Annotated in this window: 23 protein-coding genes; 14 read left to right on the top strand and 9 right to left on the bottom strand. The window is 73.0% G+C overall.

All coding sequences use genetic code 11. From position 1 onward, the window contains the following. Positions 1-292 precede the first annotated feature (292 nt). The 4 genes from DVK07_RS01420 to DVK07_RS01400 all read left to right on the top strand — a co-directional run bounded on the left by DVK07_RS01420 (position 293) and on the right by DVK07_RS01400 (position 6573). Positions 293-2719, top strand: a complete 2427-nt coding sequence (locus DVK07_RS01420) for a type II/IV secretion system ATPase subunit (RefSeq protein ID WP_121595572.1) — start codon at positions 293-295, stop codon at positions 2717-2719. Beyond that, positions 2716-4737 carry a type II secretion system F family protein gene (locus DVK07_RS01415; RefSeq protein ID WP_121595375.1) on the top strand — a complete coding sequence of 674 codons (2022 nt, stop codon included), beginning with the start codon at positions 2716-2718 and terminating at the stop codon, positions 4735-4737. The genes DVK07_RS01420 and DVK07_RS01415 overlap by 4 nt, the downstream gene beginning before the upstream one ends. Before the next feature lie 96 nt (positions 4738-4833). Next, a complete protein-coding gene (locus DVK07_RS01410) occupies positions 4834-5511 on the top strand; it encodes a hypothetical protein (RefSeq protein WP_121595374.1) in 678 nt (225 codons plus the stop codon). A 369-nt stretch (positions 5512-5880) separates the two neighbouring features. Continuing rightward, a complete protein-coding gene (locus DVK07_RS01400; RefSeq protein WP_121595373.1) occupies positions 5881-6573 on the top strand; it encodes a hypothetical protein in 693 nt (230 codons plus the stop codon). A gap of 40 nt (positions 6574-6613) precedes the next feature. On the opposite strand, the gene DVK07_RS01395 is transcribed toward DVK07_RS01400, so the two are convergent. Then, complete coding sequence (locus tag DVK07_RS01395; protein WP_121595372.1) at positions 6614-7102, bottom strand: cupin domain-containing protein; 489 nt, start codon at positions 7100-7102, stop codon at positions 6614-6616. Positions 7103-7426: 324 nt separating this feature from the next. On the opposite strand from DVK07_RS01395, the gene DVK07_RS01390 reads away from it, so the two are divergent. Genes DVK07_RS01390 through DVK07_RS01375 form a run of 4 tightly spaced genes read left to right on the top strand, consistent with a single transcriptional unit; the run spans position 7427 to position 10198 of the window. After that, entirely contained in the window at positions 7427-8998 is a 1572-nt protein-coding gene (locus DVK07_RS01390; protein WP_121595371.1) for a (R)-citramalate synthase, read from the top strand. A 59-nt stretch (positions 8999-9057) separates the two neighbouring features. Continuing rightward, on the top strand, positions 9058-9375 hold the full coding sequence (locus tag DVK07_RS01385) for an AbrB/MazE/SpoVT family DNA-binding domain-containing protein (protein WP_121595370.1): 318 nt from the start codon (positions 9058-9060) through the stop codon (positions 9373-9375). Beyond that, a complete protein-coding gene (locus DVK07_RS01380) occupies positions 9368-9835 on the top strand; it encodes a hypothetical protein (RefSeq protein ID WP_121595369.1) in 468 nt (155 codons plus the stop codon). The genes DVK07_RS01385 and DVK07_RS01380 overlap by 8 nt, the downstream gene beginning before the upstream one ends. A gap of 51 nt (positions 9836-9886) precedes the next feature. Beyond that, positions 9887-10198: a hypothetical protein gene (locus tag DVK07_RS01375; RefSeq protein ID WP_121595368.1), complete on the top strand. Its 312-nt coding sequence runs from the start codon at positions 9887-9889 to the stop codon at positions 10196-10198. Positions 10199-10229: 31 nt separating this feature from the next. Here the strand turns inward: DVK07_RS01375 and DVK07_RS01370 are convergent, their stop codons facing one another. The 3 genes from DVK07_RS01370 to DVK07_RS01360 all read right to left on the bottom strand — a co-directional run bounded on the left by DVK07_RS01370 (position 10230) and on the right by DVK07_RS01360 (position 13255). Next, positions 10230-10607 (bottom strand): group 1 truncated hemoglobin, encoded by a 378-nt coding sequence (locus DVK07_RS01370; RefSeq protein WP_121595367.1) that lies wholly within the window; start codon positions 10605-10607, stop codon positions 10230-10232. Positions 10608-10687: 80 nt separating this feature from the next. Then, on the bottom strand, positions 10688-12124 hold the full coding sequence (locus tag DVK07_RS01365; protein WP_121595366.1) for an MATE family efflux transporter: 1437 nt from the start codon (positions 12122-12124) through the stop codon (positions 10688-10690). 30 nt (positions 12125-12154) lie between these two features. Continuing rightward, the gene (locus DVK07_RS01360; protein WP_121595365.1) at positions 12155-13255 is read right to left on the bottom strand and encodes an ATP-binding protein; all 1101 of its coding nucleotides are present in this window, start codon (positions 13253-13255) and stop codon (positions 12155-12157) included. A gap of 86 nt (positions 13256-13341) precedes the next feature. Here DVK07_RS01360 and DVK07_RS01355 point away from each other — a divergent pair, with 86 nt between their 5' ends. Then, a complete protein-coding gene (locus DVK07_RS01355) occupies positions 13342-13749 on the top strand; it encodes a gamma-glutamylcyclotransferase family protein (protein ID WP_121595364.1) in 408 nt (135 codons plus the stop codon). A gap of 272 nt (positions 13750-14021) precedes the next feature. Continuing rightward, a complete protein-coding gene (gene ilvA, locus DVK07_RS01350; RefSeq protein WP_121595363.1) occupies positions 14022-15233 on the top strand; it encodes a threonine ammonia-lyase in 1212 nt (403 codons plus the stop codon). Positions 15234-15656: 423 nt separating this feature from the next. On the opposite strand, the gene DVK07_RS01345 is transcribed toward ilvA, so the two are convergent. From DVK07_RS01345 to folP, 4 genes are all read right to left on the bottom strand, one after another. Further along, positions 15657-16217: a hypothetical protein gene (locus DVK07_RS01345; RefSeq protein ID WP_121595362.1), complete on the bottom strand. Its 561-nt coding sequence runs from the start codon at positions 16215-16217 to the stop codon at positions 15657-15659. 138 nt (positions 16218-16355) lie between these two features. After that, a complete protein-coding gene (locus DVK07_RS01340; RefSeq protein ID WP_121595361.1) occupies positions 16356-17426 on the bottom strand; it encodes an NAD(P)/FAD-dependent oxidoreductase in 1071 nt (356 codons plus the stop codon). Between the two features lie 76 nt (positions 17427-17502). Next, positions 17503-18996 (bottom strand): bifunctional oligoribonuclease/PAP phosphatase NrnA, encoded by a 1494-nt coding sequence (locus DVK07_RS01335; RefSeq protein WP_121595360.1) that lies wholly within the window; start codon positions 18994-18996, stop codon positions 17503-17505. Between the two features lie 76 nt (positions 18997-19072). After that, complete coding sequence (gene folP / locus DVK07_RS01330; RefSeq protein ID WP_121595359.1) at positions 19073-21679, bottom strand: dihydropteroate synthase; 2607 nt, start codon at positions 21677-21679, stop codon at positions 19073-19075. Between the two features lie 107 nt (positions 21680-21786). Between folP and DVK07_RS01325 the strand changes: the two genes are divergently transcribed. From DVK07_RS01325 to DVK07_RS01310, 4 genes are all read left to right on the top strand, one after another. After that, positions 21787-22845, top strand: a complete 1059-nt coding sequence (locus tag DVK07_RS01325) for an ABC transporter ATP-binding protein (RefSeq protein ID WP_121595358.1) — start codon at positions 21787-21789, stop codon at positions 22843-22845. Beyond that, positions 22842-23597: an ABC transporter permease gene (locus DVK07_RS01320; protein ID WP_121595357.1), complete on the top strand. Its 756-nt coding sequence runs from the start codon at positions 22842-22844 to the stop codon at positions 23595-23597. Before DVK07_RS01325 ends, DVK07_RS01320 begins: the two co-directional genes overlap by 4 nt. A 123-nt stretch (positions 23598-23720) precedes the next feature. After that, positions 23721-23864, top strand: a complete 144-nt coding sequence (locus DVK07_RS01315; protein ID WP_121595571.1) for a zinc ribbon domain-containing protein — start codon at positions 23721-23723, stop codon at positions 23862-23864. A 94-nt stretch (positions 23865-23958) separates the two neighbouring features. Beyond that, positions 23959-24972, top strand: a complete 1014-nt coding sequence (locus DVK07_RS01310) for an aldo/keto reductase (RefSeq protein ID WP_121595356.1) — start codon at positions 23959-23961, stop codon at positions 24970-24972. Between the two features lie 22 nt (positions 24973-24994). Here DVK07_RS01310 and hisH read toward each other — a convergent pair whose 3' ends face one another. Then, complete coding sequence (gene hisH, locus DVK07_RS01305) at positions 24995-25648, bottom strand: imidazole glycerol phosphate synthase subunit HisH (RefSeq protein WP_121595355.1); 654 nt, start codon at positions 25646-25648, stop codon at positions 24995-24997. Positions 25649-25678: the final 30 nt, after the last annotated feature.

The following is a 25678-nucleotide window of genomic DNA, read 5'->3' as shown; positions in this document are numbered from 1 at the left end:
GGAGGGCGCTACGCCTTGGGATTCGAGACGTCGCGGGAACGTTTCCGAACTCCGAAATGAATGCGCTATGACAAAAAGAAACGGTTAAACGGAGCCGTCGGTCACCCGCGGATCGAACGATGACGCGGGATCTCGGGACCGCGGCGCGCGGCGTCTCGGGAACGGCGACGCGCCTTGCGAGCGTGAGAGATGCGACCCGGCTGACGGACGCGACGAGGGCGGGGCGGCAAGAGACGACGCCGACGGGTCGGCGAACGTGGAGGGCGACTGGGCGGACTCGGAGGGCGGCGCGGTGAGCGACGGCGCGACCCTCCGGATCGTCGACGAGCCGGACGACGACCCGGGCGGTTCGGTCCCCGCGCCGGTGCCGCCGGGCGACCCGGAGGCGTGGTACGCGCCGGACGTCCGGGCGCAGTACGAGGCGGCGCCGGGCGTGGTGGCGACCGTCCGCGAGCGCGACGGCGGGCGGTTCGGCTACGACGTCCGCGAACCGCCGCTGTCGCCCGCCGACGAGCGCGCGCTCGACCGCGTCCGCGACCGCTTCTCCGCGGTGCGCCACCGCCGCCCGCTCACGCGGGTCGGGGTCGTGGAGCGCGCCGAGCGGGGGTTCGAGCCGAAGTACGCGACGGCGATCGACCGGCTCGTCGACGCGACCGCGGCCGCGCGCCGCCGGATCGACTACCACGCGCTGCGGGAGTTCCGGCTGCTCGGCGAACTCACGCCGATCGCCTTGGACGACCGGATCGAGGTCGCGGACGTGGGCGACGACCGCGAGCTGGTGGTCCACACCGAGACGTTCGCGCCGCTGGAGACCGGCGTCGACGCCGACGCCGACTACGTCGAGCGCGTGGCCGCCGAGCGGCTCGCGCAGTACGCCGTCGAGTTCGCCGGCATCGCGGTCGAGGTGGTCGTCTACCGCGAGCGGCTCCTCGGCTCCGACGCGTTCGAGACGAAGTACGCCGTGCTGGAGCCGGACCTCCTCCCGGGCGACAAGGCGCTCATCGAGGAGTGCAAGTCGCGCATCTGGGAGACGACCGTGAGCGACGTGATCGAGGGCCGCGAGTCGTTCGTCGCCGCCCGCGCCCGGCGGTTCCTCTCGCGGCGGCTCACCGCGCGTAACACCCGCGCCTGGCTCGACGCCGCGCTCCATCGGGCGCGGGCCGCGCTCGCGGACCGCGGGCTCGCCGCGCCCCCGGTCGATTCGCGGTTCGCCCGCGACCGCCTCGACGACCTCGCGTACTACGTCCTCCGCGACTTCGTCGGGGAGGGAATCCTCACGATACCGATCCGCGACCCCCACCTGGAGGACGTGGAGGCGAACCGCGTCGGCGAGCGCGTGAAGGTCGTCCCGCGCGCCCCGGTGCTTTCGGGGGTGCGGGACGAGACGGGGGGTTTCGAGGCCGACGGGGAGCGCGGCTTCGAGGCCGACGACGACGCGCCCGAGGCCGGCACCCGCGTCCCGACGAACCTCGCGTTCGAAGAGGAGACGACGTTCGTCGACGTCGTCACGGGGATCGCCGCCCGCGACGGCACGGAGCTGAACGCCTCGACGCCCTCCGCGAAGGTGAACCTCGAACTCGACGGGGTGCCCCAGACGATCCGGTGTGCGGTCGCGCTGCCCGTCATCTCCGAGGGCGGCCCGCACGTCTCGATCCGGAAGCAGCGCGCGGACGCGCTCACCCCGGTCGACCTGATCGAGCGCGGGACGCTGTCGGTCGACGTAGTGACGCTGCTGTGGCTGCTGTACGAACACCGCGGCGTCGTCCTCTTCGCGGGGCCGACCGGGGTGGGGAAGACGACCCTGTTGAACGCCCACGCGCCCTTCATCCCCTTCGACGCCCGGCCGGTCTCCGTCGACGAGGGCTCGCGCGAGGTCCGGCTCCCCCACGAGACGGGCGTCTCGCTCACCACCCGCGACCACGAGGACGCCTACAAGTCGGTGGGGATGGCGGAGCTGATGACCGAGGCCAACTACCTCAACCCCGACGTGGAGGTGATCGCCGAGATCAACACCCCCGAGAGCTTCGAGACCTTCGCCGAGAGCCTGAACACGGGTCACGGCGTGATCGGCACGACGCACGCGGAGGACGTCGCGGCGCTCGCCAACCGCCTGCGCGAGCGGGACCTGCCCGCCCGCCTGCTGCGCGAGGTCGACCTCGTGGTCTTCCCCCGGCAGGTCGACGGCGAGCGGTACGTCTCCCGGGCGATCGAACCCCTCTCCGAGGCCGCCTACGAGAGCCTCGACCCGGAGGCGACGCGGAGCCCGAGCGGCGACCCGAAGCGCGGCGGCGCGGGCGTCGTCGAGGCCGGCGGCGAGTCGGTCCGCTACAACACGGTCGCGTGGCGCGACGGCGACGGGACGTTCCGGTTCCCCGGCGCGCCGGGCGGCGACGCGGACGAGGGGGTTTCGAGGGCGGGCGCGGCCGGGGCGGACGACGCGCCGGGCGACGGTCGCGGCGCCGGCCCGCGGTTCCGCGTCTTCGACCGGATCGCGAACCGGACCGACCGCGACCGCGAGGCGGTCGCCGCCGAGTTCGCGTCGAAGCGGCGGTACGTGGAGTACCTCGTGCGCGACGGCGTCGACGACCCCGACGAGCTGTTCGAGTTCCTCGCCGACCTGCGCACCGACGAGGCGGCGACCGTCGAGCGCGCCGCACGGACGATGGACCGCGACGGCGACGGGGACCGGGACGACTCGTCCGAACGGGGGCGGCCGTGAGCCGGCGCCGCGCGACCGACGCGGTCACCGGGAACCGTGACACTGAGAACAGATCCGCGGACGACGCGCTCGGGGCGGGTGGCCGGCTGGCGGTCCTCGACCGCGTCTGCTACGCGCTGTTCGCGCGCCACGCGAGCGACCGGCGGCACGACGCAGACCGGAAGCGGTACCGCGGCACCGCGCTCGATACCGGCTTCGAGACGTACCTCGCGCGGGCGTACGGCCTCTCGTGGATCGTCGCGGCCGCGGTCTTCCTCCCCGCGCTGGTCGTCGCCGCGGGCGCCGCCCCCGCGGTCGCGGCCGCGGTCGAGGCGCGGTTCGGCGCGGCGCTGCTCTCCGCCGGGTCGACGGCGGCGCCCGCGCCGACGCCGGACTCCGTGGGGCCGCTCCGGACGGACCACGCCGCGCTGCTCGTCGCGGTCGCGGTCGCGCTCCTCGCGAAACGGGCGACCGTGGCGGCCGCTGGCCTCGGCCTCCGCTGGGTCGCCGCGACGCGCCGGACGGACATCGAGCGCACGCTCCCGGGGGCAGTGCGGTACCTCGACCTGCTCTCCTCGGGGAGCGACGGGCCGCGGGCGATGCTCCGCAAGGCGGCCGACGGGGACGCGTACGGCGCCACCGCCACCTCGCTGCGGAAGGCGCTCAACGCCGCCCGGCTCGCCGGGAGCCTGGACGAGGGGCTGCGGCGCGTGGCGCGGGACACGCCCTCGCGGGAACTGCTCGCACCCTTCCTCCTGAAGTTCCGGAAGCGCGCCGCGGCCGGCGACGAGGCGCTCTCGGAGTTCCTCACGACCGAGCGCCGGATGTTGTCGCACCGGCAGGACCGCGCCCGGAAGCGCGCGCGGCGGTTCCTCGAACTGCTCACGGAGCTGTTCGTCGCCGTGCTGGTGCTGCCGGCGCTGCTCGTCATCGGCGCGACCGCGCTGTCGGTCGTGATCCCCGAGCTGCTCCCGCCCGTCGAGACGCCGGTCGGCGTGGTGCCGACGCGGGCGGTGGTGCTGTACGGCGCCGTCGCGTTCCTCGTCGCGTTCGGCCTCGCGGCCGCGGTCGCGGTCGGCACGCTTCGGCCGCCGAGCCAGCGCGCGAGCTACGAGCTGCCGGCGGGCCCGCGAGCGGTCCTCGCGACCGCCGGGCGCAACCCCGCCAGCACGGCGGTCGCCGCCGCGGGGCCGGCCGTCGCGCTCGCGGCGTGGCTCGCGCTCGCGGGGTACACCCTCGTCAACGTCGTCCTCGTCGGCTACGCCGCCTTCGCGGTGCCCGTGGGGCTGGTCGCCGCGCGGCGCACCCGCATCGACGACGCGAAGGACCGCGAACTGGCCGACTTCGTCCACGCCGTCTCGGGCCACGTCGCGCAGGGGCGCCCGCTCGAAGCGGCGGTCGCGGCGGTCGCGCGCGACGCCGAGCTCGGCGTCCTCGACGACGACGTGGCCGACCTCGCGTTCGCGCTGCGGTCGACGACGGCGCCCGAGGGAGTGGCCGGGGCGGCCGGGGACGGGTCCGGCACCGGGGCGGAATCGGGCGCGGTCGACGTCCGCGCGGCCGCAATCGAGCGGTTCGTCGACCGCGTCGACACGCCGCTGGCGGCGCGGACGCTCGGGCTCGTCACGGGCGCCCTCGACGCCGGGGGCGACGCCGACGCCGTCTTCGAGACGCTGCGGATCGAGGTCGGGCGGCTGTACAGCGAGCAGCGCGCGCTCCGCTCGTCGATGCAGCCGTACATCGCGGTCGGCTGGGCCGCGGCGGTCCTCGTCGCCGGCGTCGTCGCGGTCGTGAACACGCAGGTGGTCGACGCGGCGCGGCTCGCGGAGATCGCGGCCGCCTCGGAGGCGGTGACGGAGCCGGAGGGCGTGTATCCGGAGTTGGAGCGCTTCCGGCTGTACGTGGTCACGCAGGCGACCGTGCTCGCGTCCGGTTGGTTCGCCGGGACCGCGGCGCGCGGGCGGTACGCCGCGCTGCTCCACTCGGGCGCGCTCGTGGCGTGCTGTTACGTGGTGTTCACGGTCGGCGGGCTGGTGTGAGGTCGCGCCGACCGCGGCGTCGGCACCGAGCCGACACCGGCGTGAGCGCCGCGCCGACGCGAGGCTTTTCAGCCGTCCCCGCGTAGCTCTATCCCCATGGACGAGAAGACCGCCGAACTCCGCGACCTGTTCGTCGACGCCACCGGCTCGGAGACGGTCACCGAACGCCAGGAGGCGGAGCGGGGGACCCTCGTCAATCGTGACGACGCCGGCGAGGGGGTCCGCGAGCTCGTCGCCGCGATGCGCGAGCGGTACGGCTTCTCGACGCCGCTCGGCGACGACGCCTACGCGCTGGTCGCCCGCGGTCGGTTCGCGGACGAGGACGACGCGGCGATCGCCGCGGCGATCCGCGACGGGCTGGCCGACACAGACGGCGACAGCGACGTCGATCCCGCGGACGTCGACGCCGAGACGGTCCGGAAGGCGCGCCTCGATCTCCACCTCGTGCGCGAGTCGGACCGTGAAATCGACGCACCCGACGGCGACGAGGACGGCGACGCGCCCTTCGCGTACGCCGACCTGAAGCGGCTCACCGCCGCGGGGAACTCGATCGTCGAGTGCGCCGAGGAGCTGGACGCCCAGCCGGACACAGTCGCCCGGTACGCCGCGGTGGCGCGCACGGACATCGCCTCCACGCGGGCGAACGACCGCTTCCGCGACGCGTTCCGCGACCTGCTCACCGACGCGGACATCGAGGGGTCGCTCGCGAGCGACGCCCGCGAGGACGGCCTGCGCGAGGCGACCGAGGACATCGAGACGGACGTTTCTTTATAAGTGAATGACCGCGGAGCGGTGACGTGCACCTCCAACGCCCCAGCCGCTCGCTTATGAATCAGTGCTGACAGATCGGCAGACAACTCCTCCAAAGCCCCAGCCGCGAGGACTCGCACGACTCGCTGCGCTCCTCGGTTGCTCACTCCGTTCGCTCCCTGCGGTGCTTACGTCGTCGGGCTTCGTCCTCGCGGCTGCCCCTTTGAGTCCCACCCCGCACAGCACCGCAACCGCGCCTCACGCCTCCCCAGCCTCGTCGGCCTCCCTGCGGTCGGCCGACTCCCTCGCGCGTGCTGCTCGGCCGCGAGGCGGCCTCGCAGGCACGCGCCACCGCAGTTCTATTTATAAGCAAAGCCGCGGCCAGCCCGCCGCGTGACCCTCGTCCCGTTCAGCGACCTGGCCCGCGCGGCGTACTGCCCCCGACAGCTCTACTACGTCCGGCGCGACGACGAACGGAGCGTCCCGCCGAAGGCGCGCGAGCGCATCGACCTCGCGTTCCGGTACGACGAGTTGGTCGACGCGCCGGATCGGGTCCTTCGGCAGCTCCCGCTCCATCGGTCGCCGGCCGCCTACCGTCGGAATCTGGATCGACTGGGCGAGCGCGAGGAGTACGACTCCCTCGTCGACCCCGCGAGCGAGCGCGGCTTTCTCTCGGGCAAGGACTGCCATGGAACCGTTCACAAGGTGTTGGAGCCGGATGACTGGGCAGACCATCCGGAGGACGCCGAGCCGTCCCCGCCGATCCCCACGCTCGTCTCGTCGGGCGAGCCCCCGGAGAACGGCGTGTGGGAGCCGCAAGCGGTCCGCGCGGTCGGGATAGCGAAGGCGCTGGCGTGGGAGCGCGAGCGGGAGGTCGAGCGCGCGCTGGTCGAGTACCCCGCGGTCGGGGTCGTCCGCGAGGTCCGACTGACGATCCGGAAGAAGGCGGCGTACCGCGAGGCGCTCCGCGCGGCGCGGTCGATCGACGGCCCGCCGCCGCGCGTCGACGACGATCGGTGTAACGCCTGCGACTACGCTGGGGAATGCGGCACACGGCGGCGGTCGCTGCGGTCGCTGCTGGGGTGAGGGGCGCCGGGCGGTCGCGGCCGCGCTCCCCGAGCTGCGCTCAGGGCGAAAACGACGTGCCGCAGTCGGTACAGGTGAACCGGAACCGGCCCTCGTCGGTGATCTCCGTGTCGTGGACGCGCTCGCCGCCGCACTCGCGGCACTCGACGATCGACTCGATCTGGTCCGGGTCGTGGTGCGCCCCGGGCGCCCCGACCGCCCACGCGACCACCTCCTCGTCGGCGTCCTCGGGCACGAACCCGGACTGGAACTCTCCGGCTGCGAAGCGGATCAGTTCGTCCGGACCGACCTCGACCTCGTCGCGCTCGCGACCGACCTCAAACGTCGCGGTACCGGCGAGGACGTAGAATATCTCCTCCTGATCGTCGTGGGTGTGGAGGCCGCCGGAGAAGCCGTCGCCGGGCGCGAGCTCGAAGTAGTTCATCGCGACGTGGTCGGTGCCGAGCGCGCGCGAGACCGGCTTCCGGAGGTCGTGAACGCCCATGGGGTTCGTGACGACGTCGACGTCGTCGATCGCGACTCGCTCCATGCGTGGCGGTCGCAGGGGAGTCCCCTAACGCTGTCGGCGGTCGCGTCGAGGGATCGTCGACGAGCGGCGGCGACGGATCGTCGGTGAGACCCGGGGGCGCGGCGAGGATCGGTCGGCCATACCTGACGCGACCCGTCAGTTTATACGTGTGTACACTGTTCGCACGGGTACGAATGACGCGAGACGAACGCGTTCGTTCGGAGGATAGAGGAAGTCGCCTCACGGCGGCTGGCCGCGAAATTCTCCGACGATAACGACTCCGGGGCACGACCGCCCCGCGGCGGTACCGACCCCGAGACCACCGCAGAGCCGACGGACTCCCTTTTGACCCGAACCACACTCACCGACCTCGACGAGGTACAGCTGCTAGACACCACCCTGCGCGACGGCGAACAGATGCCCGGCGTCTCCCTGACGCCCGGCGAGAAAGTCGACGTCGCCCGCGAACTCGACGCCGCCGGCGTCCACCTGATCGAGGCCGGATCGGCGTGCACCTCGGAAGGCGAGCGGGAGGCGATCCGCCGCGTCGCCGACGAGGGACTGGACGCGACCGTGACGAGCTTCGCCCGCGGCGTGAAACGCGACGTCGACCACGCGCTCGACTGCGGCGTCGACGGCGTGAACCTCGTCGTCCCCGCCTCCGACAAACACGTCGAGACGAAGGTGGGCTCGACCCGCGACGAGGTCGTCGAGACGACGCTCGAGCTCGTCGAGTACGCGAAAGACCACGGCCTGTGGGTCGAGGTGCTCGGGGAGGACGGCTCGCGGGCCGACCTCGACTACCTCGAGCGCCTGCTCGGCGCCGGCCTCGACGCCGGCGCGGACCGGATCTGCTACTGCGACACGGTGGGCGCGGCCGACCCCGAGCGCACCGCCGCGGTCGTCTCCCGGCTGGCCGACCTCGGCCCGACGAGCCTCCACACCCACGACGACCTCGGCTTCGGGTTAGCGAACGTCCACGCGGGGCTGAAGGCGGGCGCCGACACCGTCCACGGCACCGTCCTCGGCGTCGGCGAGCGCGCGGGCAACGTCGCCCTCGAAGAGGTCGCGATCGCGCTCGGCGAGTCGTACGACGTCGACACCGTCGAGCTGGCGCGGCTCTACCGGCTCTGCCGGACCGTCTCGGAGGCGACCGGCGTCGCGCTCCCGCCGAACAAGGCGGTCTGCGGCGCCAACGCCTTCGCCCACGAGTCCGGCATCCACACCGACGGCACGCTCAAGGACGGGACGATGTACGAGCCGTACCCGCCCGAGACCGTCGGCCGCGAGCGCCGGCTCGTCCTCGGCAAGCACGCGGGCCGCGCCGGGGTGAAGGCCGCGCTCGGCGAGCACGACGTGGCGGTCGACGACGACGAGCTGCGCGAGGTCGTCGCCCGCGTGAAGGAGCTCGGCGAGCGCGGCAAGCGCGTCACGGACGCCGACCTGCTCGCGATCGCCGACGACGTTCGCGGGCGCGAGCGCGAGCGACACGTCGAGCTCGTCGACCTCTCGGCGACCTCCGGCGGCAACCTCCCGACCGCCTCGGTCAGACTGCGCGTCGGCGACGACGAGCGCGTCGCCTCCGGCACCGGCGCCGGCCCGGTCGACGCGGGACTGGAAGCGGTCCGCGAGGCGCTGGCGGGCGACGACGACCGCGGCGAGGGCGCCGAGCGCGGGGGCGACGGGGTCGCCTTCGAGCTCGACTCCTACCACGTCGACGCGATCACGGGCGGCACGGACGCGGTCGTCACCGTCGAGGTCGACCTCTCGCGGGGCGACCGCTCCGTGAGCGTCTCGGCGTCGGACGCGGACATCACCCGCGCGAGCGTCGTCGGGATGGTCGACGGGCTCGACCGGCTGCTGGCGGCCGAGGCGGACGCCGCGGGCGCCGAGCCGGGCGCCGTCGCCGACGACTGAACGGGGAGCCGTTCTGGGAAGTACGGAGGTTTATCAGTATTCCCACCGTACGTGGGAACATGCCGAAAGTGGACGCGAAGGGGCGCGTCGTCCTCCCGCAGGCGGTCCGTGAACGGCTCGGCATCACGCCGGGGACCGAGGTCGTCGTCCGCGAGGAGGACGGCGAGGTGGTGATACGCCCCGAGGACGACCCGGAGCGGATCCTCGACCGGCTGGATCGGCTCGTTGAGGAGGCGGCGCCGGAGCGTGCGACCGAACCGCTCGACGACGATGCCGGTCCCGTCGCCCGGAAACACCGGGAGGTGGTTCGGCGGGGCGCAGAGGGGGGATCCGGTGAGAGAGACGGTTCGGTCGAGAGGGACGGGGCGGATGGGTGACCACGGTGGCCCGTACCTGTTCGACGTGGGGGTGATCGCGCTCGCGCACACCGACGCCCCCGTTCGAGACGCCGCGCTCTCGTACGTTCGCGACGCGATCGCCGGCGAGATCGACGCCGTCGTCCCGCATCCCGCCGTCTACGGTGCCCACGAGGTCCTCACGACCTACTACGGGTACGCCAACGCCGACGCGTCGCGACTCATGTCGAACTTCCTGGACGCGAAGCGGATCCACTGGCACGACCGGCTCCCGGAGGCGACGGTTCGCGGCGGCCTCGACAGGGCCGCCGAGGCGGACGTCGGCGGCTGGGACGGCTACTACGCGCAGGTCGCGGTCGAGGAGGGCGTGAACACCGTCCTGACGATCGACGACGACTTCGAGCGGTTCGACGCGTTCGAGACCGAGGTGATCCTCTCGCGGGCGGAGTTCGAGACGCTGAACGAGTACCTCCGGGAGTGAGCGCGCCGGCGTCTGACGAGGTTTTTACCTGATGGCGTCCGACCTCGGGGTGTGAGCGTCGTCGTCGCGATCAAACCGTCCGCGCGCAAGCGGAACGCGAAGGTTGGCCGGCTCGTCTTCGAGGACGGGACCCGCCACGCGTTCGAGAGCCGCGCGGCCGCCGAGCGGTGGGCTGACGACCTCTCGGCCGGCGACGGCCACGTCTGGGTCGCGAGCGCGCACCCCCGCGACGACGGCGACGCGGACTGTTACCTCGTCTCCCGGGCCACGAACGCGAAGCTGGAGGCCGCCTACGACAAGCGCCGGCGGCGGCTCAGGGGCGACGCGGGCTCCGAACAGGAGTCGCTCGGCGGCGAGCCCTGACCGAAGGGTCCCGGCGGCGAGCGAGTCGGCACTACCCGTCCGCCGGCGGGCCGCCGACCACGTCCTCCTCGAACCCCGCGACCGCCTCCATGACGGCCTCGCGGTCGGCGTCGTCGACGTCGAAGGCCCGCAGCGCGTCGTCGAGGTGCGTCGCGACGACCTCGAACTCCGCGTCGGTTATCGCTAACTCCTCGTGAGCGGTCGCCATCTCCTCGCCCTCGTACCGGATCGGCCCGCCGGTGACGGCGCTCAGGAACTTGGTCTGGTGCGAGCGCTGGTCGGCCATGTCCACGTCGTCGAAGTAGTGGTTCACCCGGTCGTCGGCGAGTACCCGGTCGTAGAACTCGTTGACGACCGCGCCGATGGCCGGTTCGCCGCCGAGGCGTTCGTACAGCGTCTCGTTCGACATACGTCGGCGACACGCCCCGGCCGTATCACTGTTACCCCGCGGGCCGACCGACGCCGGTGCGCGCGGGCCGCGCGGCCGCGTCACGGCGAGTCGTCCGCGGGCGAGCCGTCGCCGGACGCGGCGTCCGACTCGGCGCCCGGCCCGGACCCCCGCGCGTCCATCATGTCCGCGGCGCGGCTCGCCCAGTCCGTGTAGCGGAAGCCGGCGGCAACGACGAGCGCCATCCAGGCGTAGGCGGCGAACACGCCGACGTACGCGCCTTCGGGACCGAACCCCGCGGTGCGGCCGAGCAGCCACGAGAGCCCTAAGAAGAGCCCGAACATGCCCGAGACGCGCGCGACGAGGGGGATCCGCGTCTCGCTGGCGCCCTGAAGCGAGCCGGAGAGCGCGGAGAAGCAGGCGAGGGCAGCGCCGGCGACGCCGTACACCCGCGCGAAGTCGACCGCGGACGCGATCGTCGGGGCGTCGTCGGTGAATATCGGGACGATCCGCGGCGCGGCGACGACGAGCCCGAGCCCGATCGCGCCGACCGTGACCACGCCGAGGCTCGCGACGGCCCACCCGTTGAACCGCGCGGCCTCCGGGTCGCCCTCGCCGAGCGCCTGTCCGACGAGGATCGACGCCGCGACGTTGTAGCCGCGCGAGAGCGGTCCGGTCACCTGCTGGTAGACGCGCCGGCCGATCTGGAAGCCGGCGTTGACCGTCTCGCCGAAGCCGAGGAGGAGCGCGTTGAACGGGAACTCCGCGATCTCGGAGCCGAACCCCTCCAGCACGCGCGGGGCGCTCACGACGAGGAGCTGCTTCGCGATCGTGAGGTCGCGCGGCCACGCGAACTCGGCGTCGGTCCACGACCCCCAGATCGCGAAACAGAGCAGGCCGGCCGTGAGCACGTTCGCGCCCGCGGTCGCGAGGCCGACGCCGAGGACCTCCAGCCGCGGGAGGCCGAACAGCCCTAAGCCGAGGACGACGGACCCGGTGATGTTGACGGAGTTGGCGGCGATGTTGACGTACATCGGCGTCCGGGTGTCGCCGGTCCCCTGGAGCGCGCGGGCGCCGACGAGGGCGACGTGGCGCGCGGGGGCGGTCGCGAACACGACCGCGAGGTACGTCGAGCCGAGGTCGACGACCGCGGGCGAGGTCCGCTCGCCGACGAGGCGGCCGAACACGTCGATCGCGAGCTCGCCGAAGAGGAACCCGAAGAGGACGAACGGGACCCCCGCGAGCGCGCCGAGCAGGATCGCCTGCGTCACCGCCTCGTCGCGGTTCTCCGCGGCGCCGGCGCCGGTGTCCTGCGAGGAAAGCGCGATGGCGCCGCCGCCGAGGCCGAGCCCGATCCGTAGCGGGAACCGGGCGTACAGGTCCGCGAGGCCGATGGCGACGACCGCGGCCGGCGAGAACAGCGCGGTGACGAGGATGTCGGTCGTCCGCATCGCGGTGCGGAACGTCTGCTCGGCCATGACGGGCCACGCGAGCGAGAAGACGCGCTTCCAGACGCGCCGCAGCCGCGGGAGGTCCATCTGATCGCGTCCGACGGGCGCCCGCGGTTTCTACGTATCGGAGCCGGCCGAGTCGACCGGTGCGTGCGGGAGCGTCACCGCGAACCGCGCGCCGCCGAGGGGCGACTCGCCGGCGTCCAGGGAGCCGCCGTACGCCTCGGCGAGCGTCGCGACCAGCCGGAGGCCGCTGACGCCGCCGCTCGCCCCGCCGACCGCCTCGTCGGCGAGGAACGACCCGTCTCGGACCTCAGGGGGAAGCCCCGGACCGTCGTCCTCGACGACCAACACGACCTCGTCGTCCCGGCGGTTCGCGGCATCATCACTGGGCACGCGGACGCCGACGCGGACGGTGACGCCCGGATCGGCGTGTTCGATCGCGTTCTCGACGAGGTTGGAGACGACCGACCGCACGCCGTCGTTGGCGGCGACGGGCGCCGACTCCGGGATCTCGGTCTCGATCGTCGCCCGCTCCCCGTCGGTGACCCCCGACAGCACGTCTCGGGTCGTCTCCGCGAGGTCGATGCGGCTGGCGTCCGCGTCGCCGAGGATCGCGTCCGCGACGGCGCTCGTCGCCTCGATGCGGTCGAGCCCCTCGTCGGCCTTCGCGGCCACCGTCTCGGCGTGGTCGGAGCCGTCGGCGTCGTCGGCGAGCAGGCCGGCGTAGCCGCGGATCGTCGAGAGGTCGTTGCGGAGGTCGTGCCGCAGCAGGTGGTTGACGAAGGAGACGGCGCGGACCGCGTCCCGCGCGCGGCGCGCCTCGGCCGCCTGCCGGACCGCGTAGTAGCCCGCGATCGCGCCGCCGAGGCTCCCGGCGCCGGCGGCGACGAGCATCGGGAACGCCGGCTCGACCAGCGGGCGGCCCTCGAAGGCGCGGACCGCGAGCGTGGCGGCGAAGGCGACGACGGCGAGGACCGTCCCGGCGCCGGCCCAGCGGGCCACCCGCCACTCCTCGGCGGGCGAGAGCTCGCGCGCGGCGATCCGGCGGCCGGCGGCGATCACCGCGACCGCGATCCCGCCGTCGAGCGCGAGCGCCAGCAGCGGCCCGACAGCGCCCTCCACGACCCCGACCTCGGCACCGTGGTGGACCAGCGCCGCGACGAGGACGCCGGCGCCGAGCGCGGAGACGGCGTGGTGGCCGCGCAGCCTCGACATTACGGACGGCACAGACGAAGCGAGTAAAATCGTTCCGGATCGGTGAGCGGCCGAACGTTGAAGCCCGCGAGCGACCCACGGGCCCCATGGACGTCTTCGTGTACGGGACGCTGACCGAGCCGGAGCGAGTCGCCGAGGTCGTCGACTCGTTCGTCTTCGTCGGCCCCGCGACGCTCGACGGGCTCCGGCTCGTCGAGGGGCGGTACCCGACGCTCGCGCCGGGCGGCGAGACGGCGGGGCGGCTCCTCCGCACCGAAGCGATCGACGCGCTCGACGCGTACGAGGACGTCGACGGAGGGCTGTACGTCCGCGAGGCCGTGCCGCTCGACGCGCCGACCGGGCATCCCGACGCCGCCGCGGTGTACGTCGGCGACCCCGACCGGCTCGACGCGGACGCGACGTGGCCCGGAACGGGACCGTTCGCGGAGCGGGTGCGGTCGGTCCTCGACGACCGCGACGTGCGGGTGCGGCTCACCCCCCGAGACCCCGTCTGACGGAGCGATGACGGCGGCGCAGTCGTGCGGTTTCACTTCCGCTCTGGTAGCCTCACCTTTTTGTATTCCCGTCGCCACGTTTCACTCGCACGTCACACGCGTGCATTCCCCCCTTATCAACCGCGAGCGACCGCGTCGTCGATCCGGGCCGTCGACCCGCGATCGGCTCGTCGGTCGAGCCGGCGACCGCGGTTCGGCGGTCGCCCGCCGCCGTCGTTCCTCGGTCGAGGCCGACCGGAACCGATTAGCGGGCGGCGCGGCGACGAGGTGGCATGCTCACACTCGCCGACATCCGCGAGGCGCGCGAGCGGGTCTCGGGCGTCGCCCGCCACACGCCCCTGGAGCGGTCGCGCTCCTTCTCCGAGATGAGCGGCGCGGACCTCCACCTCAAGTTAGAGAACTTCCAGCGCACCGGCGCGTTCAAGATCCGCGGCGCGATGAACCGGATCCAGACGCTCTCCGACGCGGAGCGCGAGGCCGGCGTCGTCACCGCGAGCGCCGGCAACCACGCGCAGGGCGTGGCGCTGGCGGCGAGCCGCGCTGGCGTCGACGCCACCGTCGTGATGCCGAAGTTCGCGCCCGTCTCGAAGGTGAAGGCCACCCGCGGGTACGGGGCGAGCGTCCGCTTAGAGGGCGTCGACTACGACGAGGCGCAGGCGTACGCGCACCGGCTGGAGGAGGAGGAGGGGCGCACCTACGTCCACGCGTTCGACGACCCGGTCGTGATGGCCGGCCAGGGGACGCTCGGCCTCGAGATCGTCGACGACTGCCCCGATCTGGACACCGTCGTCGTCCCGATCGGGGGCGGCGGGCTGATCTCGGGGGTCGCGGTCGCGATCAAAGAACAGCTCCCCGACGTGCGCGTCGTCGGCGTTCAGGCGGAGGGCGCCGCCTCGGCCGCGAAGTCGCTGGAGGCGGGGGAGGTGACGGAGATCGACAGCGTCGACACGATCGCCGACGGGATCGCGACGCGGTCGGTCGGCGAGCAGACCTTGGAGGTCATGGCGGAGTACGTCGACGAGGTCGTCACCGTCGACGACCGCGAGATCGCCTTGGCCCTCACGCTCCTCCTCGAACGCGCGAAGACGCTCGTCGAGGGCGCCGGCGCGGTCGCGCTCGCCGCCGTCCTCTCCGACGCCTTCGAGTACGACGACGGCGAGACGATCGTCGCCGCGCTCTGCGGCGGCAACATCGACCTCAACCGCCTCGGCACCGTGATCCGCCGCGGGCTGGTCCAGATGGGCCGGTACCTCAAGATCACCATCGATTTAAAAGACCGCCCCGGCGAACTCGAACGGGTCTCCAGCATCGTCGCGCGCACCGGCGCGAACGTGTACGCGGTCCACCACGACCGCACCTCGCGGGACGTGGCCGTCAACGCCGCCGAACTCGAGCTCGAACTCGAGACCGACGACGCCGAACACGCCGCCGACATCGTCGACGCGCTCGAAGCCGACGGCTACGAGGTCGAGATTCTGTCCTAAATCAGGCGGTCACAGCGACCATTTATAAATAGAACCGCGGTGGCGCGTGCCTCCGAGTGGTCGCCGGAGGCGGCCGCGAGGAGCACGCGCGAGGGAGTCGGTGGTCCGGAGCGAAGCGGAGGACCACCGACGAGGCTGGGGAGGCGTGAGGTGGCGGTGCGGTCGCGGTCGGGAGGGACTCAAAGGGGCAGCCGGGAGGGCGCCGAAGGCGACGTAAGCACCGCAGGGAGCGAACGGAGTGAGCGACTGAGGAGCGCAGCGAGCGTCCGGCGCCCTCCCGGCTGGGGCTTTGGCGGTGTTCGCCCCGGCAGCAGCCACGTATCGCCGAGCGGCTGGGGTTTTGGAGGCGTTCGCCGTCGATCTACTGTCAGCTATTTATAAATGAACGGCTGGGACTTTGGTGGTGTTCGCCACGACCGTGACTCACTCCGATGAGTTCGTGGCGTTACTCGATCGGTCGGAAGCCGAAACGCTCCCGCTCACGCTCGTCGACCCGCCGAGGAGCGAGGAGTCCGAGTCGCCGCGGAGCGTCGTGACCGTCTCGCCGTCCTGTTTCACGATCAGGGTCCACGGGTCGTCGCCCGCGGGAATCCGCATCGTGCCGTTGTAGCGGACGACGCCCGAACACGACCGCGACGCGTTCCCCGCCTCCTCGATCGGGACGTCGAGGACGTAGGCCGACTCGTTCAGGCGTTCGAACGTCGGGCCGCCGACCGCGTGCGAGGAACTCGGCAGCGAGACGTTTCGAGCGTACGTTATCTCCGTGTTCTCGGGCCCGGCGGACACCGACGTGGAGCTGTTGGCCGCGAACTCGTCGGGACAGCGGACCTCGTCGGAATCGAAGTGGAGCAGCGCCGGTGGATCGCTCGCCCCGCCGAGGAGGCCGCCGGGCCCTCCCGACACGGGACCGGCGAGGGCGACGGCGCTACCGGTCACGAACAACGCGAGCGCAGCGGCGACGACGGCAAGACCGCGTCTGTTCATCTCGTTTCGAACGACGGCGGGACCGCGGATAGTACCGCGTATAACGCAAAGAAGAGTTTGAGTCACCGATCGCCTCACGGGCGCGGACGGGGGCGTCGGAGCGGTGACCCGGACGCGACGAAAGCGGCGAACCGCCCCTCAGTCGTCCGCGGCCGCGGCGTCGACCTCGGCCTCGTACAGCTCGCCGGCGCGCTCGCGCTCGGAGAGGTACTCGTCGGCGTCGAGCGCCGCCTTCACGCCCATGCCGCTCGCGGTGGCCGCCTGCTGGTAGTGGAAGTCGACCACGTCGCCGGCGCCGAACAGGCCCTCGACGCCGGTTCGGGTCTGCCCGCCGCCGCGGCCGCCCTCGGTGATCAGGTAGCCGTCGTCGTCGGTCTCGATGCCGGTCCCTTCGAGGAAGTCGGTGTTCGGCGTGTGGCCGATGGCGTAGAACACCGCACCGACGTCGAACGCGGACTCGTCGACCTCGTCGGCGGTCGCCGGGTCGTCCAGCTTCTCCGTCGGGTGGCCGTCCGGGTGTTCGACGAGCGTCACGTGATCGATGCCGTCCTCGGGGGTGCCGTGGATCTCGGTGAGCTCGGTGTTGAGGAGGAGCTCGATCTCCCCGTCGTCGACCTTGTCCATCACGCGCTCGATCCACACGTCCTCGGCGCGGAACTCCTCGCGGCGGTGGGCGATGTACACCGTGTCCGCGAACTTCGTCAGGAAGTTCGCCTCCTCCATCGCGGCGTCGCCGCCGCCGACGACGAGCATGTCCTCGTCGCGGAAGAACGCGCCGTCGCAGGTGGCACACGTCGAGAGGCCGTACCCCATCAGCTCGTCCTCGCCGGGGACGCCGAGCGTCCGGGCGCTGGCGCCCGACGCGGCGATGACGGCGTCGGCGGTGTAGACGTCGCCGTCGGAGAGCGCGGCGCGGAAGTGGCCCGCGGGCTCCTTCGAGACGTCCTCGATGACGCCGTTGCGGGCCTCGGCGCCGAACTTCTCGGCCTGCTCTTTCATGTCGTTGATCAGGCTCGGCCCGGAGATCCCCTCGGGGAAGCCGGGGTAGTTCTCCACGTCGGTCGTCAGCGTCAGCTGGCCGCCCGGCTCGTCGCCCTCGATGAGCAGCGGGTCGTTGTTCGAGCGCGCGGCGTAGATCGCCGCGGAGAGGCCCGAGATACCGGTGCCGGCGATGATCAGTCGACGGTGTTCGACGATGTCGTCGGTCATGTCCCACAGTTGGCCGGCGCGTCGTATGTACGTTGCGACCGTTGCGCGATTCCCGCACGACCGCCTCTCGGCGACCTCAGTCGGTCGGGAACTCCGGGGGGAGCCCGGTCGGCTGCGCGGGCGCGTCGTCGAGCGCCTCGAAGAAGCGCCCGGCGACGAACGCCTCGACGACGTCCGCCAGCGACTCCGACTCGGAGACCTCAGAGAGGATGCCGAGGGGGACCTGCGCGCCGGCCATCGAGGCGTGCCCCCCGGCGGAGCCGACGGGGTCGAGCGCGTCGCGAAGCAGCTCGCCCGCGTCGAGGTCGGCGCCGCGGGCGCGGGCGGAGCCGTAGATCACGCCGTCCATGTAGCCGTAGACGAACGTCACCGTCACGTCCTCCAAGTCGAGGAGCCGCTCGGCCGCCTGCGCGAGCGCGTCGCGGTCGGCTATCTCGCCGACGCAGGAGGCGGCCACCGACCCGCGGACGTCGCGGTTCTCGATTGCGGCCGCGAGGACGCGCAGCGTCTCCGGGCTCACGCTCGGGCTCTCGACGCGTTCGAGCGTCGACTCGTCGGCGTGCGCGAGCAGCGCGGCCGCCGCCTCGAAGTCGTCGATGGCGGTCGCGCGCGTGAAGTCCTTCGTGTCGATCCGGATGCCGTACAAAAGCGCCGTGGCGAGGTCCCGCTCCGGCGCGATCCCGTACCGCGAGAGGTACTCGGAGATGAGCGTGCTCGTCGCGCCGACCGCGGGGCGGATGTCGACGAACGACCCCGCGACCGGCCCCCGCGGCGGGTGGTGGTCCACGACGACGTCGACGGGGTGGCCCTCGGGGAGGCTGTCGTTGATCCCCGCGCGGGAGTGGTCGACCAGGGCGACGCCGCCGTACGCGTCGAGGTCGACCTCGTCGAACGAGCGGAGCCGGATGTCGAGGAGGTTCACCATCGCGCGGTTCTCCTGGTGGGCGATCTCGCCGCCGTAGCAGGCGTCCGCCTCGACGCCGATCGACGCCGCGATCCGCGCTAACCCGAGCGCGCTCGCGATGGCGTCGGGGTCGGGGTTGTCGTGCGCGACGACCAGCAGCGGCCCCGAGAGCCCCCGGAGCGCCGAGAGCAGTCGAGCCGGCTTCTCGCCGCCGTCATCGGCGGGGGCGAACTCCGCGTCGGCGTCGGTGCCGCGGCCGTCGTCGAGCCCGACCGCCTCGAAGACGCGGTCCGCGACCGCCTCGACCGGGTCGACCACGCGGTCGGCGACCGCCTCGACCGCCGCGCGCTGCTCGTCGGTCGGCGCAGTCCCGAGGTGCGCGACGATCAGCGCCTCGGGATACCGCTCCCGGGCCGCGCGCGCGGCGGCGACGTTGCGCGCGGCGTCGTCGCTGGCGATCAGCACGACGCCGGCGCTGTCTGGATAGCTCTCGGGGTCGGTCGGATCGGCCTCGACGGTCGCGACGTTGCGGTCGCGCAGCGTCGACACCCAGCCGGTGTCGTCGGTGATCGCGACGAGGTCGTCGCGCCCGCCGCGCTCGTCGCGGGCGTGTTCGACGAGCGCGTTCCCGACCGCGCTACAGCCGAGCAGCAGGCGCCGGGTCATACGGAGGCGAGGGGGTCGCGAGGCAAAACGCTGCCGTCGGCGCGGCGCGAGGTCGGGACCGGAGCCCGGTTCCGCGTCATTCCGCGTCCTCGCCGTCGCGCAGCGCGCCGTCCTCGCCGTCGCCGTCGCGCAGCGACCCGTTCACCGCGGCGGCGACGTCGACCGCCGCGCGGTTCTCGGCGACGTCGTGGACGCGGACGATGTCCGCGCCGCGGTCGGCCGCGAGCGCGGTGCCCGCGACGGTCGCGTGCTCGCGGTCGTCGGCGTCGCGCCCGACCGCGCCGTACAGCGACTTGTGCGAGTGGCCGATCAGGACCGGACAGCCGAGCGCCGCGAACTCCCCGCAGCGGGCGAGCAGCTCGAAGTCCTCCGCCGGCGACTTCCCGAAGCCGAGCCCGGGGTCGACGATGACGCGGTCGCGGTCGATGCCGGCCGTGTCGGCCAAGGCCAGCCGCTCGCGCAAGGCGTCGACGACCTCGCCGACCACGTCGTCGTACTCGGGGTCGGCGTCGGGGTCGACCGGCGCGTCGAGGCTGTGCATCACGATCACCGGGCAGTCGGCGTCGGCGACCACCGAGCGCATCTCGGAGTCCTCTAACCCCGTCACGTCGTTGATGACGTCCGCGCCGGCGTCGAGCGCCGCCTCGGCGACGGCCGGCTTCCGCGTGTCGACGGAGACGAGCACGTCCCCGGACCCCACCGCGGGCACCGACTGAATCGCCTCGATCGTCGGCACGACGCGCTCGATCTCCTCGTCGACGGGGACCGGCTCCGCCCCGGGTCGGGTCGACTCCCCGCCCACGTCGACGACGTCGACTCCCGCCTCGACCATCCGCTCGACGCCCGCGACCGCGTCGTCGAGGTCGGCGTGGCGCCCGCCGTCGTGGAAAGAGTCCGGCGTGACGTTGAGCACGCCCATCACCGCGGTGCGGTCGGTCCACGGGAAGTCGGGGTCGGCGTCGTCCGCGTCGACCTCCTGTTCTTCTATTCCGGCCGCCGCAGCGAGGTCGGACGCCACGCCCCCGAGCCCGCCGCCGTCGGCCGCCGCGAGCCGGGTGACGAGGGCGCGGAGTTCCGCGACCGTTCCCGCGACGGTGACGGGTACCTGCTCGCCGCCGGCCCCGCGGTCCTCGCCCGCCCCGAGGCCGCCGAGCGCCGCGTCGCCGCCGACCGCCCGGACCTCGCTCGCGACGCGCTCGGCGCGGTCGCCGCGCAGCCGCAGCGTGAGGACGCGGTGGTCGACGCCGTCGCGGTGGGCCGCGACGCCCTCGGGCGGGACGCCCCCCGTGTCGAGCGCGTGGGCCGCGTCCTCGGCGTCCCGAACGGTCCGCTCGCGGACCGTCCGCGTCCGGGCCGCCCGGGCCTCCGCGACCGCGAACAGCGAGCCGACGAGCAGCACGCAGTCCCCCTCGTCGGCGCGGTCGACGGCCTCGGCGAGCGCGTCCGCCACGTCGTCGCCGGCCGTCACCTCGCCGACGCCCGCCGACCGGAGCGCGGCCGCGAGCACGTCGGGGTCCTCGGCGCGATCGATGGCGGGCCGGCAGGTGACCGCCGTCGCGGCGTCGGGGAGCGCCGCGGCCGTCTCCGCGTGGTCCTTGTCGTGCATCGCGGCGTACACGAGGTGGAGGTCGTCGTAGTCGTACTCGTCCAGCGTCGCCGCGAGCGTGTTGGCGGCCGCGGGGTTGTGCGCGCCGTCCAGCACCGTCAGCGGCGCCGTGTCGACCACCTCGAAGCGGCCGGGCCACGTCGCCCGCGCGAGCCCGTCGCGCACGGCGCGGTCGGAGAGCTCTGTCTCCGGGGGGGATGGCGCCCCGTCTTCCAGCGCCGCCGCCGTCCGGTCCGCGAGCGCGACGGCGACCGCCGCGTTCGCCGCCTGATGGCGGCCGACGAGGGGGATGCGGTATGTGCCCTCGCGCTCGCCGGTGAGAGAGACCTCGGCGTCGGTGGCGCTCACCCGGCCCTCGTAGCTCGCCGCGAGGGCGGGCGGGTCTTCGGCCTCCCGCTCGTCCGGCTCGCCGTCGCCCGTCACCCGCGTCACCGGCGCGCCGGCCTCGCCCGCGACCTCGCGGACCACGTCGAGCGCCTCGCCGTCGCAGGCGGTTACGAACGGCGCGTCCGGGCGGGCGATACGGGCCTTCGTGCGGGCGATCTCGCCGATCGTGTCACCGAGGACCGCCGTGTGTTCCAAGGAGACGTTCGTCACGGCGGTCGCGACCGGGTCGACCGCGCTCGTCGCGTCGTACTCGCCGCCGAGGCCGACCTCCAGCACCGCGACGTCGACGTCGCGGCGCGCGAACTCGTGGACCGCCATCGCCGTCACGACCTCGAAGAACGTGAGCGGCTCGCCGGCGGCCGCGCGGTCGATCAGCCACGGGCGCACCTCGGCGACGAAGTCGGCGATCGCCGACTCGGTCATCTCCCGGCCGTCGACGCGGACCCGCTCCGACAGCGCCGAGAGGTGCGGCGAGGTGTACAGCCCCACCGACAGCTCCGCCTCGCGCAGGACCGACTCCGTCAGCCGCGCCGCGCTCCCCTTCCCGTTCGACCCCGCGATCTGAACGAACGGCACGTCCGCCTGCGGGTCCCCGAGGTGCGCCAACAGCGCCTCCACCCGCTCCGTGCCGGGCTTGACCGAGAAGCGGCGGAGGTCGAAGAGGAACGCCGCCGCCTCGTGGTAGTGCATACGCCGTGGGTCGGCGGCGCGTCGCTTAGGCGTAACGGACCGGGACGGGCGACGGTCTCGGCGGCCGAAAAGCAACCCTTACGCGCGCGGCGGCCGCATCCGAACGCATGGACGAGACAGCGACCGGCGCCGCGGCCGACGCGACCGGAGAGGACCCGGTCTCTGGCGTCCCCGACGCCGGCGTCGGAGGCGACCCCGTCGTCGGCGGCGAGGGGGTCCGGAAGGCGTACGGCGACGTCGTCGCGCTCGACGGGGTCGACCTCGACGTCGCGGCCGGCGAGGTGTTCGGGCTCATCGGCCCCAACGGCGCCGGGAAGACGACGCTGGTGCGCGCGCTGACGGGGACCACCGAGGCCGAGGGCGACCTGCGCGTCTTCGGCGCACAGCCCCGCGACGTCGACCCCTCGCGGATCGGGCTGCTCCCGCAGTCGTTCGACCCGCCCGCGCGGCTCACGGCCCGCGAGCTGGTCGACTACTACGGCGGCCTCTACGACGCGGCCCGGGACACCGAGTCCGTCCTCGACGACGTGGGGATGGCCGACGACGCGGACGCCTGGTACGAGACGCTCTCGGGCGGTCAGAAGCGCCGGACCTGCGTCGCGACCGCCGTCGTCAACGACCCCGACCTGCTGTTCCTCGACGAGCCGACGACCGGGATCGATCCGGCCGGTCGGCGGGCGATCCACCGGCTGATCGAGCGGCTCGCGGCCGACGGCACGACCGTCTTCCTCACGAGCCACGCGATGGACGAGGTCGAGCGGCTCGCCGACCGCGTGGCCATGCTCCGCGACGGGCGGGTCGTCGCGAGCGGGGCGCCCGACCGACTCGTGGCGGAACACGGCGGGGCCCCGCGGCTCGACGCCGCGACCCCGGAGCCGACGACCGCGGAAACGGTCGAGGCGGTCGCGACCGGAGTCCGCGAGCGGCTCGGGAGCGATCCGACCGTCGAGGCGACCGACGAGGGGCTCCGGGTGCGCGGCGTCCGCCCCGAAGCGATCGGGGCCGCGGTCGACGCGCTCGACGACGCCGGCGTCGCCTTCGACTCGCTCTCGTGGTCGGAGCCGTCGCTGGAGGACGTGTACCTGCGGCTCACCGGCGAGGAGTACACGCGTCGGGGGGACGGCGGACTGTCAGAGGACGTCACCGCTGACGGGGGAGACCGATGACCCGCCTCGGCCGGATCCGGACGGAGGCGGTCGCGGCGGCGCGGTCGTTCACGCGGCGCCGAACGGCGGTGTTTTTCACCTTCTTCTTCCCGGTCATCCTCGTCGTCATCTTCGGCGCGCTGGTGCGGACCCAGCCGACCGGCGGCGGCCTCTTCGCCGAGCCGGCGGGGTACTACATCCCGGGGTACCTCGCGGTCGTCGTCCTGTTCACGCCGCTGTCGCGGGTCGGCTCCGAGATCGCGCGCCACCGCGACGGCGGCCGGTTCGAGAAGCTGGCGACCACCCCCCTCTCCCGCGCCGAGTGGCTGCTCGCGCACACCCTCGTCAACGTCGGGATCATCGGCGCCGCGAGCCTGCTCATCCTCGGGCTCGTGCTGGCGGTGACGGACGCGACGCTGATCGTCTCGCCCGCGCTCGCCGTCCTCCCCGTCTTCGTCGCGGTCGCGGTCGCGCTGTTCTGCGGGCTCGGCGCCGTCCTCGGCGCGCTCGCGGACTCGCAGGACGGCGTGATCGCCGCGAGTAACACGGTCGCGCTCCCCCTACTCTTCCTCTCGGAGACGTTCGTCACGCCGTCGCTGCTGCCCGAGTGGTTCCTGCCCGCGGTCGCGGCCTCGCCGCTGACGTACTTCGCGCGCGGGACCCGAGCGATCACCTTCGAGGGCGGCGCGTGGGCCGGCGACCTCCTCGTACTGACCGCGCTGGCGGCCGCCTTCCTCGCGGTCGGCGCGTACGCGGTGCCTCGCACCGAGTGAGCGGCCGACGGCGAGCCCGGAGCGGCCGACGGCGAGCGCGGGAACGGACGGCGCCCGGCATCGATCCGGAACCGTTCATTTATGTCCGCAGCCCGCGCATCCGTGAACCGAGAGGGAAAGCCGTTGACCACCGTTCACTTCACCTGCCCGGATTGCGCGCAGACCATCGAGGTCAACGACGCGATGCGGGAGACGATACTCGAGTCCGGCTGTCCGGTGTGCACCGCGACCGCGGCGGAGGAGGACTTCGCCGTGACCTGCGAGTAGCCGCCCCCGCGCCCGTCCCCGGCGATAGGCGAGGGTTCACACACCGCATCCGGTTGCTGAGGCTTTTTGCGTCGACCGAGACAACCGTTCGACGATGACGCCCGAACTCGACGAGATCGATCTGGGAACCGTGCCGCTCGGCCGAACCGGCCTGCGGACGAGCGAACTCCAGTTCGGCACGTGGCGGTTCGGCCGCGTGACCGAGGCGGGGAACGTGGAGATCGACGAGGAGCGCGCCCACGAGCTGCTCGACGCCTACGAGACCGCCGGCGGGCGGTACATCGACACCGCCGACGTGTACGGCGGCGGCGACTGCGAGCGCTGGATCGGCGACTGGCTCGCCGAGCGCGACCGCGAGCGCTACACGGTCGCCTCGAAGGTGTACTGGCAGATCCGCGACGGCGATCCGAACAGCCGCGGCACGAACCGCAAGAACGTCCGCCACCGTGTCGACGCCCTGCTCGACCGGCTCGACACCAACTACATAGACGTCCTCTACATCCACCGCTGGGACGACGAGACGCCCGCCCGCGAGCTGATGAAGACGCTGAACGGGCTCGTCGAGTCCGGCAAGGTCCACTACCTCGGCGCCTCCACGCTCCGCCCGAACGCCTGGAAGGTCGCCCGCGCCAACGAGATCGCCCGGAGCGAGGGGTGGGAGCCGTTCAAGGTGCTCCAGCCGCGCTACAACCTCGTCGACCGCGAGGTCGAGGGGGACTACCTCGAGTTCGCGCGCCAGCGCAACCTCGCCGTCTCCCCGTGGAGCCCGCTCGGACAGGGGTTCCTGACCGGGAAGTACGACCGCGACGCCGACCTCCCCGACGACTCGAAGGCAGCCGAGTCGAGCCGGTTCCAGGAGGCGTACCTCACTGAGGAGAACTTCGACGTTCACGACGAGCTCGATCGGGTCGCCGACGAGGTCGACGCCTCGCCCGCGCAGACCGCGCTCGCGTGGCTCGCGCACCGCGACGGCGTCACCGCGCCCATCGTCGGCGCCCGGACGGTCGACCAGCTCCGCGAGAACCTCGCGGCCGCGACGATCGACCTCTCCGACGAGCAGGTCGAGCGCCTGACGGCCGCGAAGCCCGGGCCGTACGACGAGCTCTGAGAAAGGCGAACGCGGTCGCCGACTACCGCTCGGCGCAGTAGTCGACGAAGTTCCGCAGGATCGTCAGCCCCGTCTCGCCGCTCTTCTCGGGGTGGAACTGCGTGCCGAACACGTTGCCGGCCTCGTTGGCGACGACGGCCGGGAAGTCGACGCCGTAGTCCGCGGTGGCGACGACCGCGTCGGCGTCGTCCGGCTCGGCGTAGTAGGAGTGGACGAAGTAGGCGTGCTCCCCGTCGACTCCCTCGACGATCGGGTGGTCGCGCGTCACCTCCAGCTCGTTCCAGCCCATGTGCGGCACCTTCCGGTCCACGTCGAACCGGACGTTGGTGCCGGGGACTAAATCGAGCCCCGTCACCTCGCCTTCGCCCTCGTGATCGGCCTCCTCGCTCGTGGTGAGGAGCATCTGCATCCCGAGGCAGATCCCGAAGAGGGGGCGCCCCGCCTCGGCGTGGTCGGTCAGCGCCTCGCGCAACGGGCCGGCGTTCTCCATCCCCTCGCGGAACGCGCCGACGCCCGGGAGGACGACGCCGTCGGCCTCGGCGAACGCCTCGGGGTCGTCGGTCACCTCGACGGTCGCGCCCGCGCGTTCCAGCCCACGGGTCGCGGACCGGAGGTTCCCGAGACCGTAGTCCACGAGGGCGACGGACACCTCTCGATCCGTTGGAGATTCGTCCATGTTACCGATATATCACCTGCGTGGAAGTCA

This window comes from Halorubrum sp. Atlit-26R, from assembly GCF_003666015.1.
GTDB lineage: Archaea > Halobacteriota > Halobacteria > Halobacteriales > Haloferacaceae > Halorubrum.
Note: the sequence above shows the minus strand (reverse complement) of the source record. Positions and strands in the feature narration are given on the sequence as shown.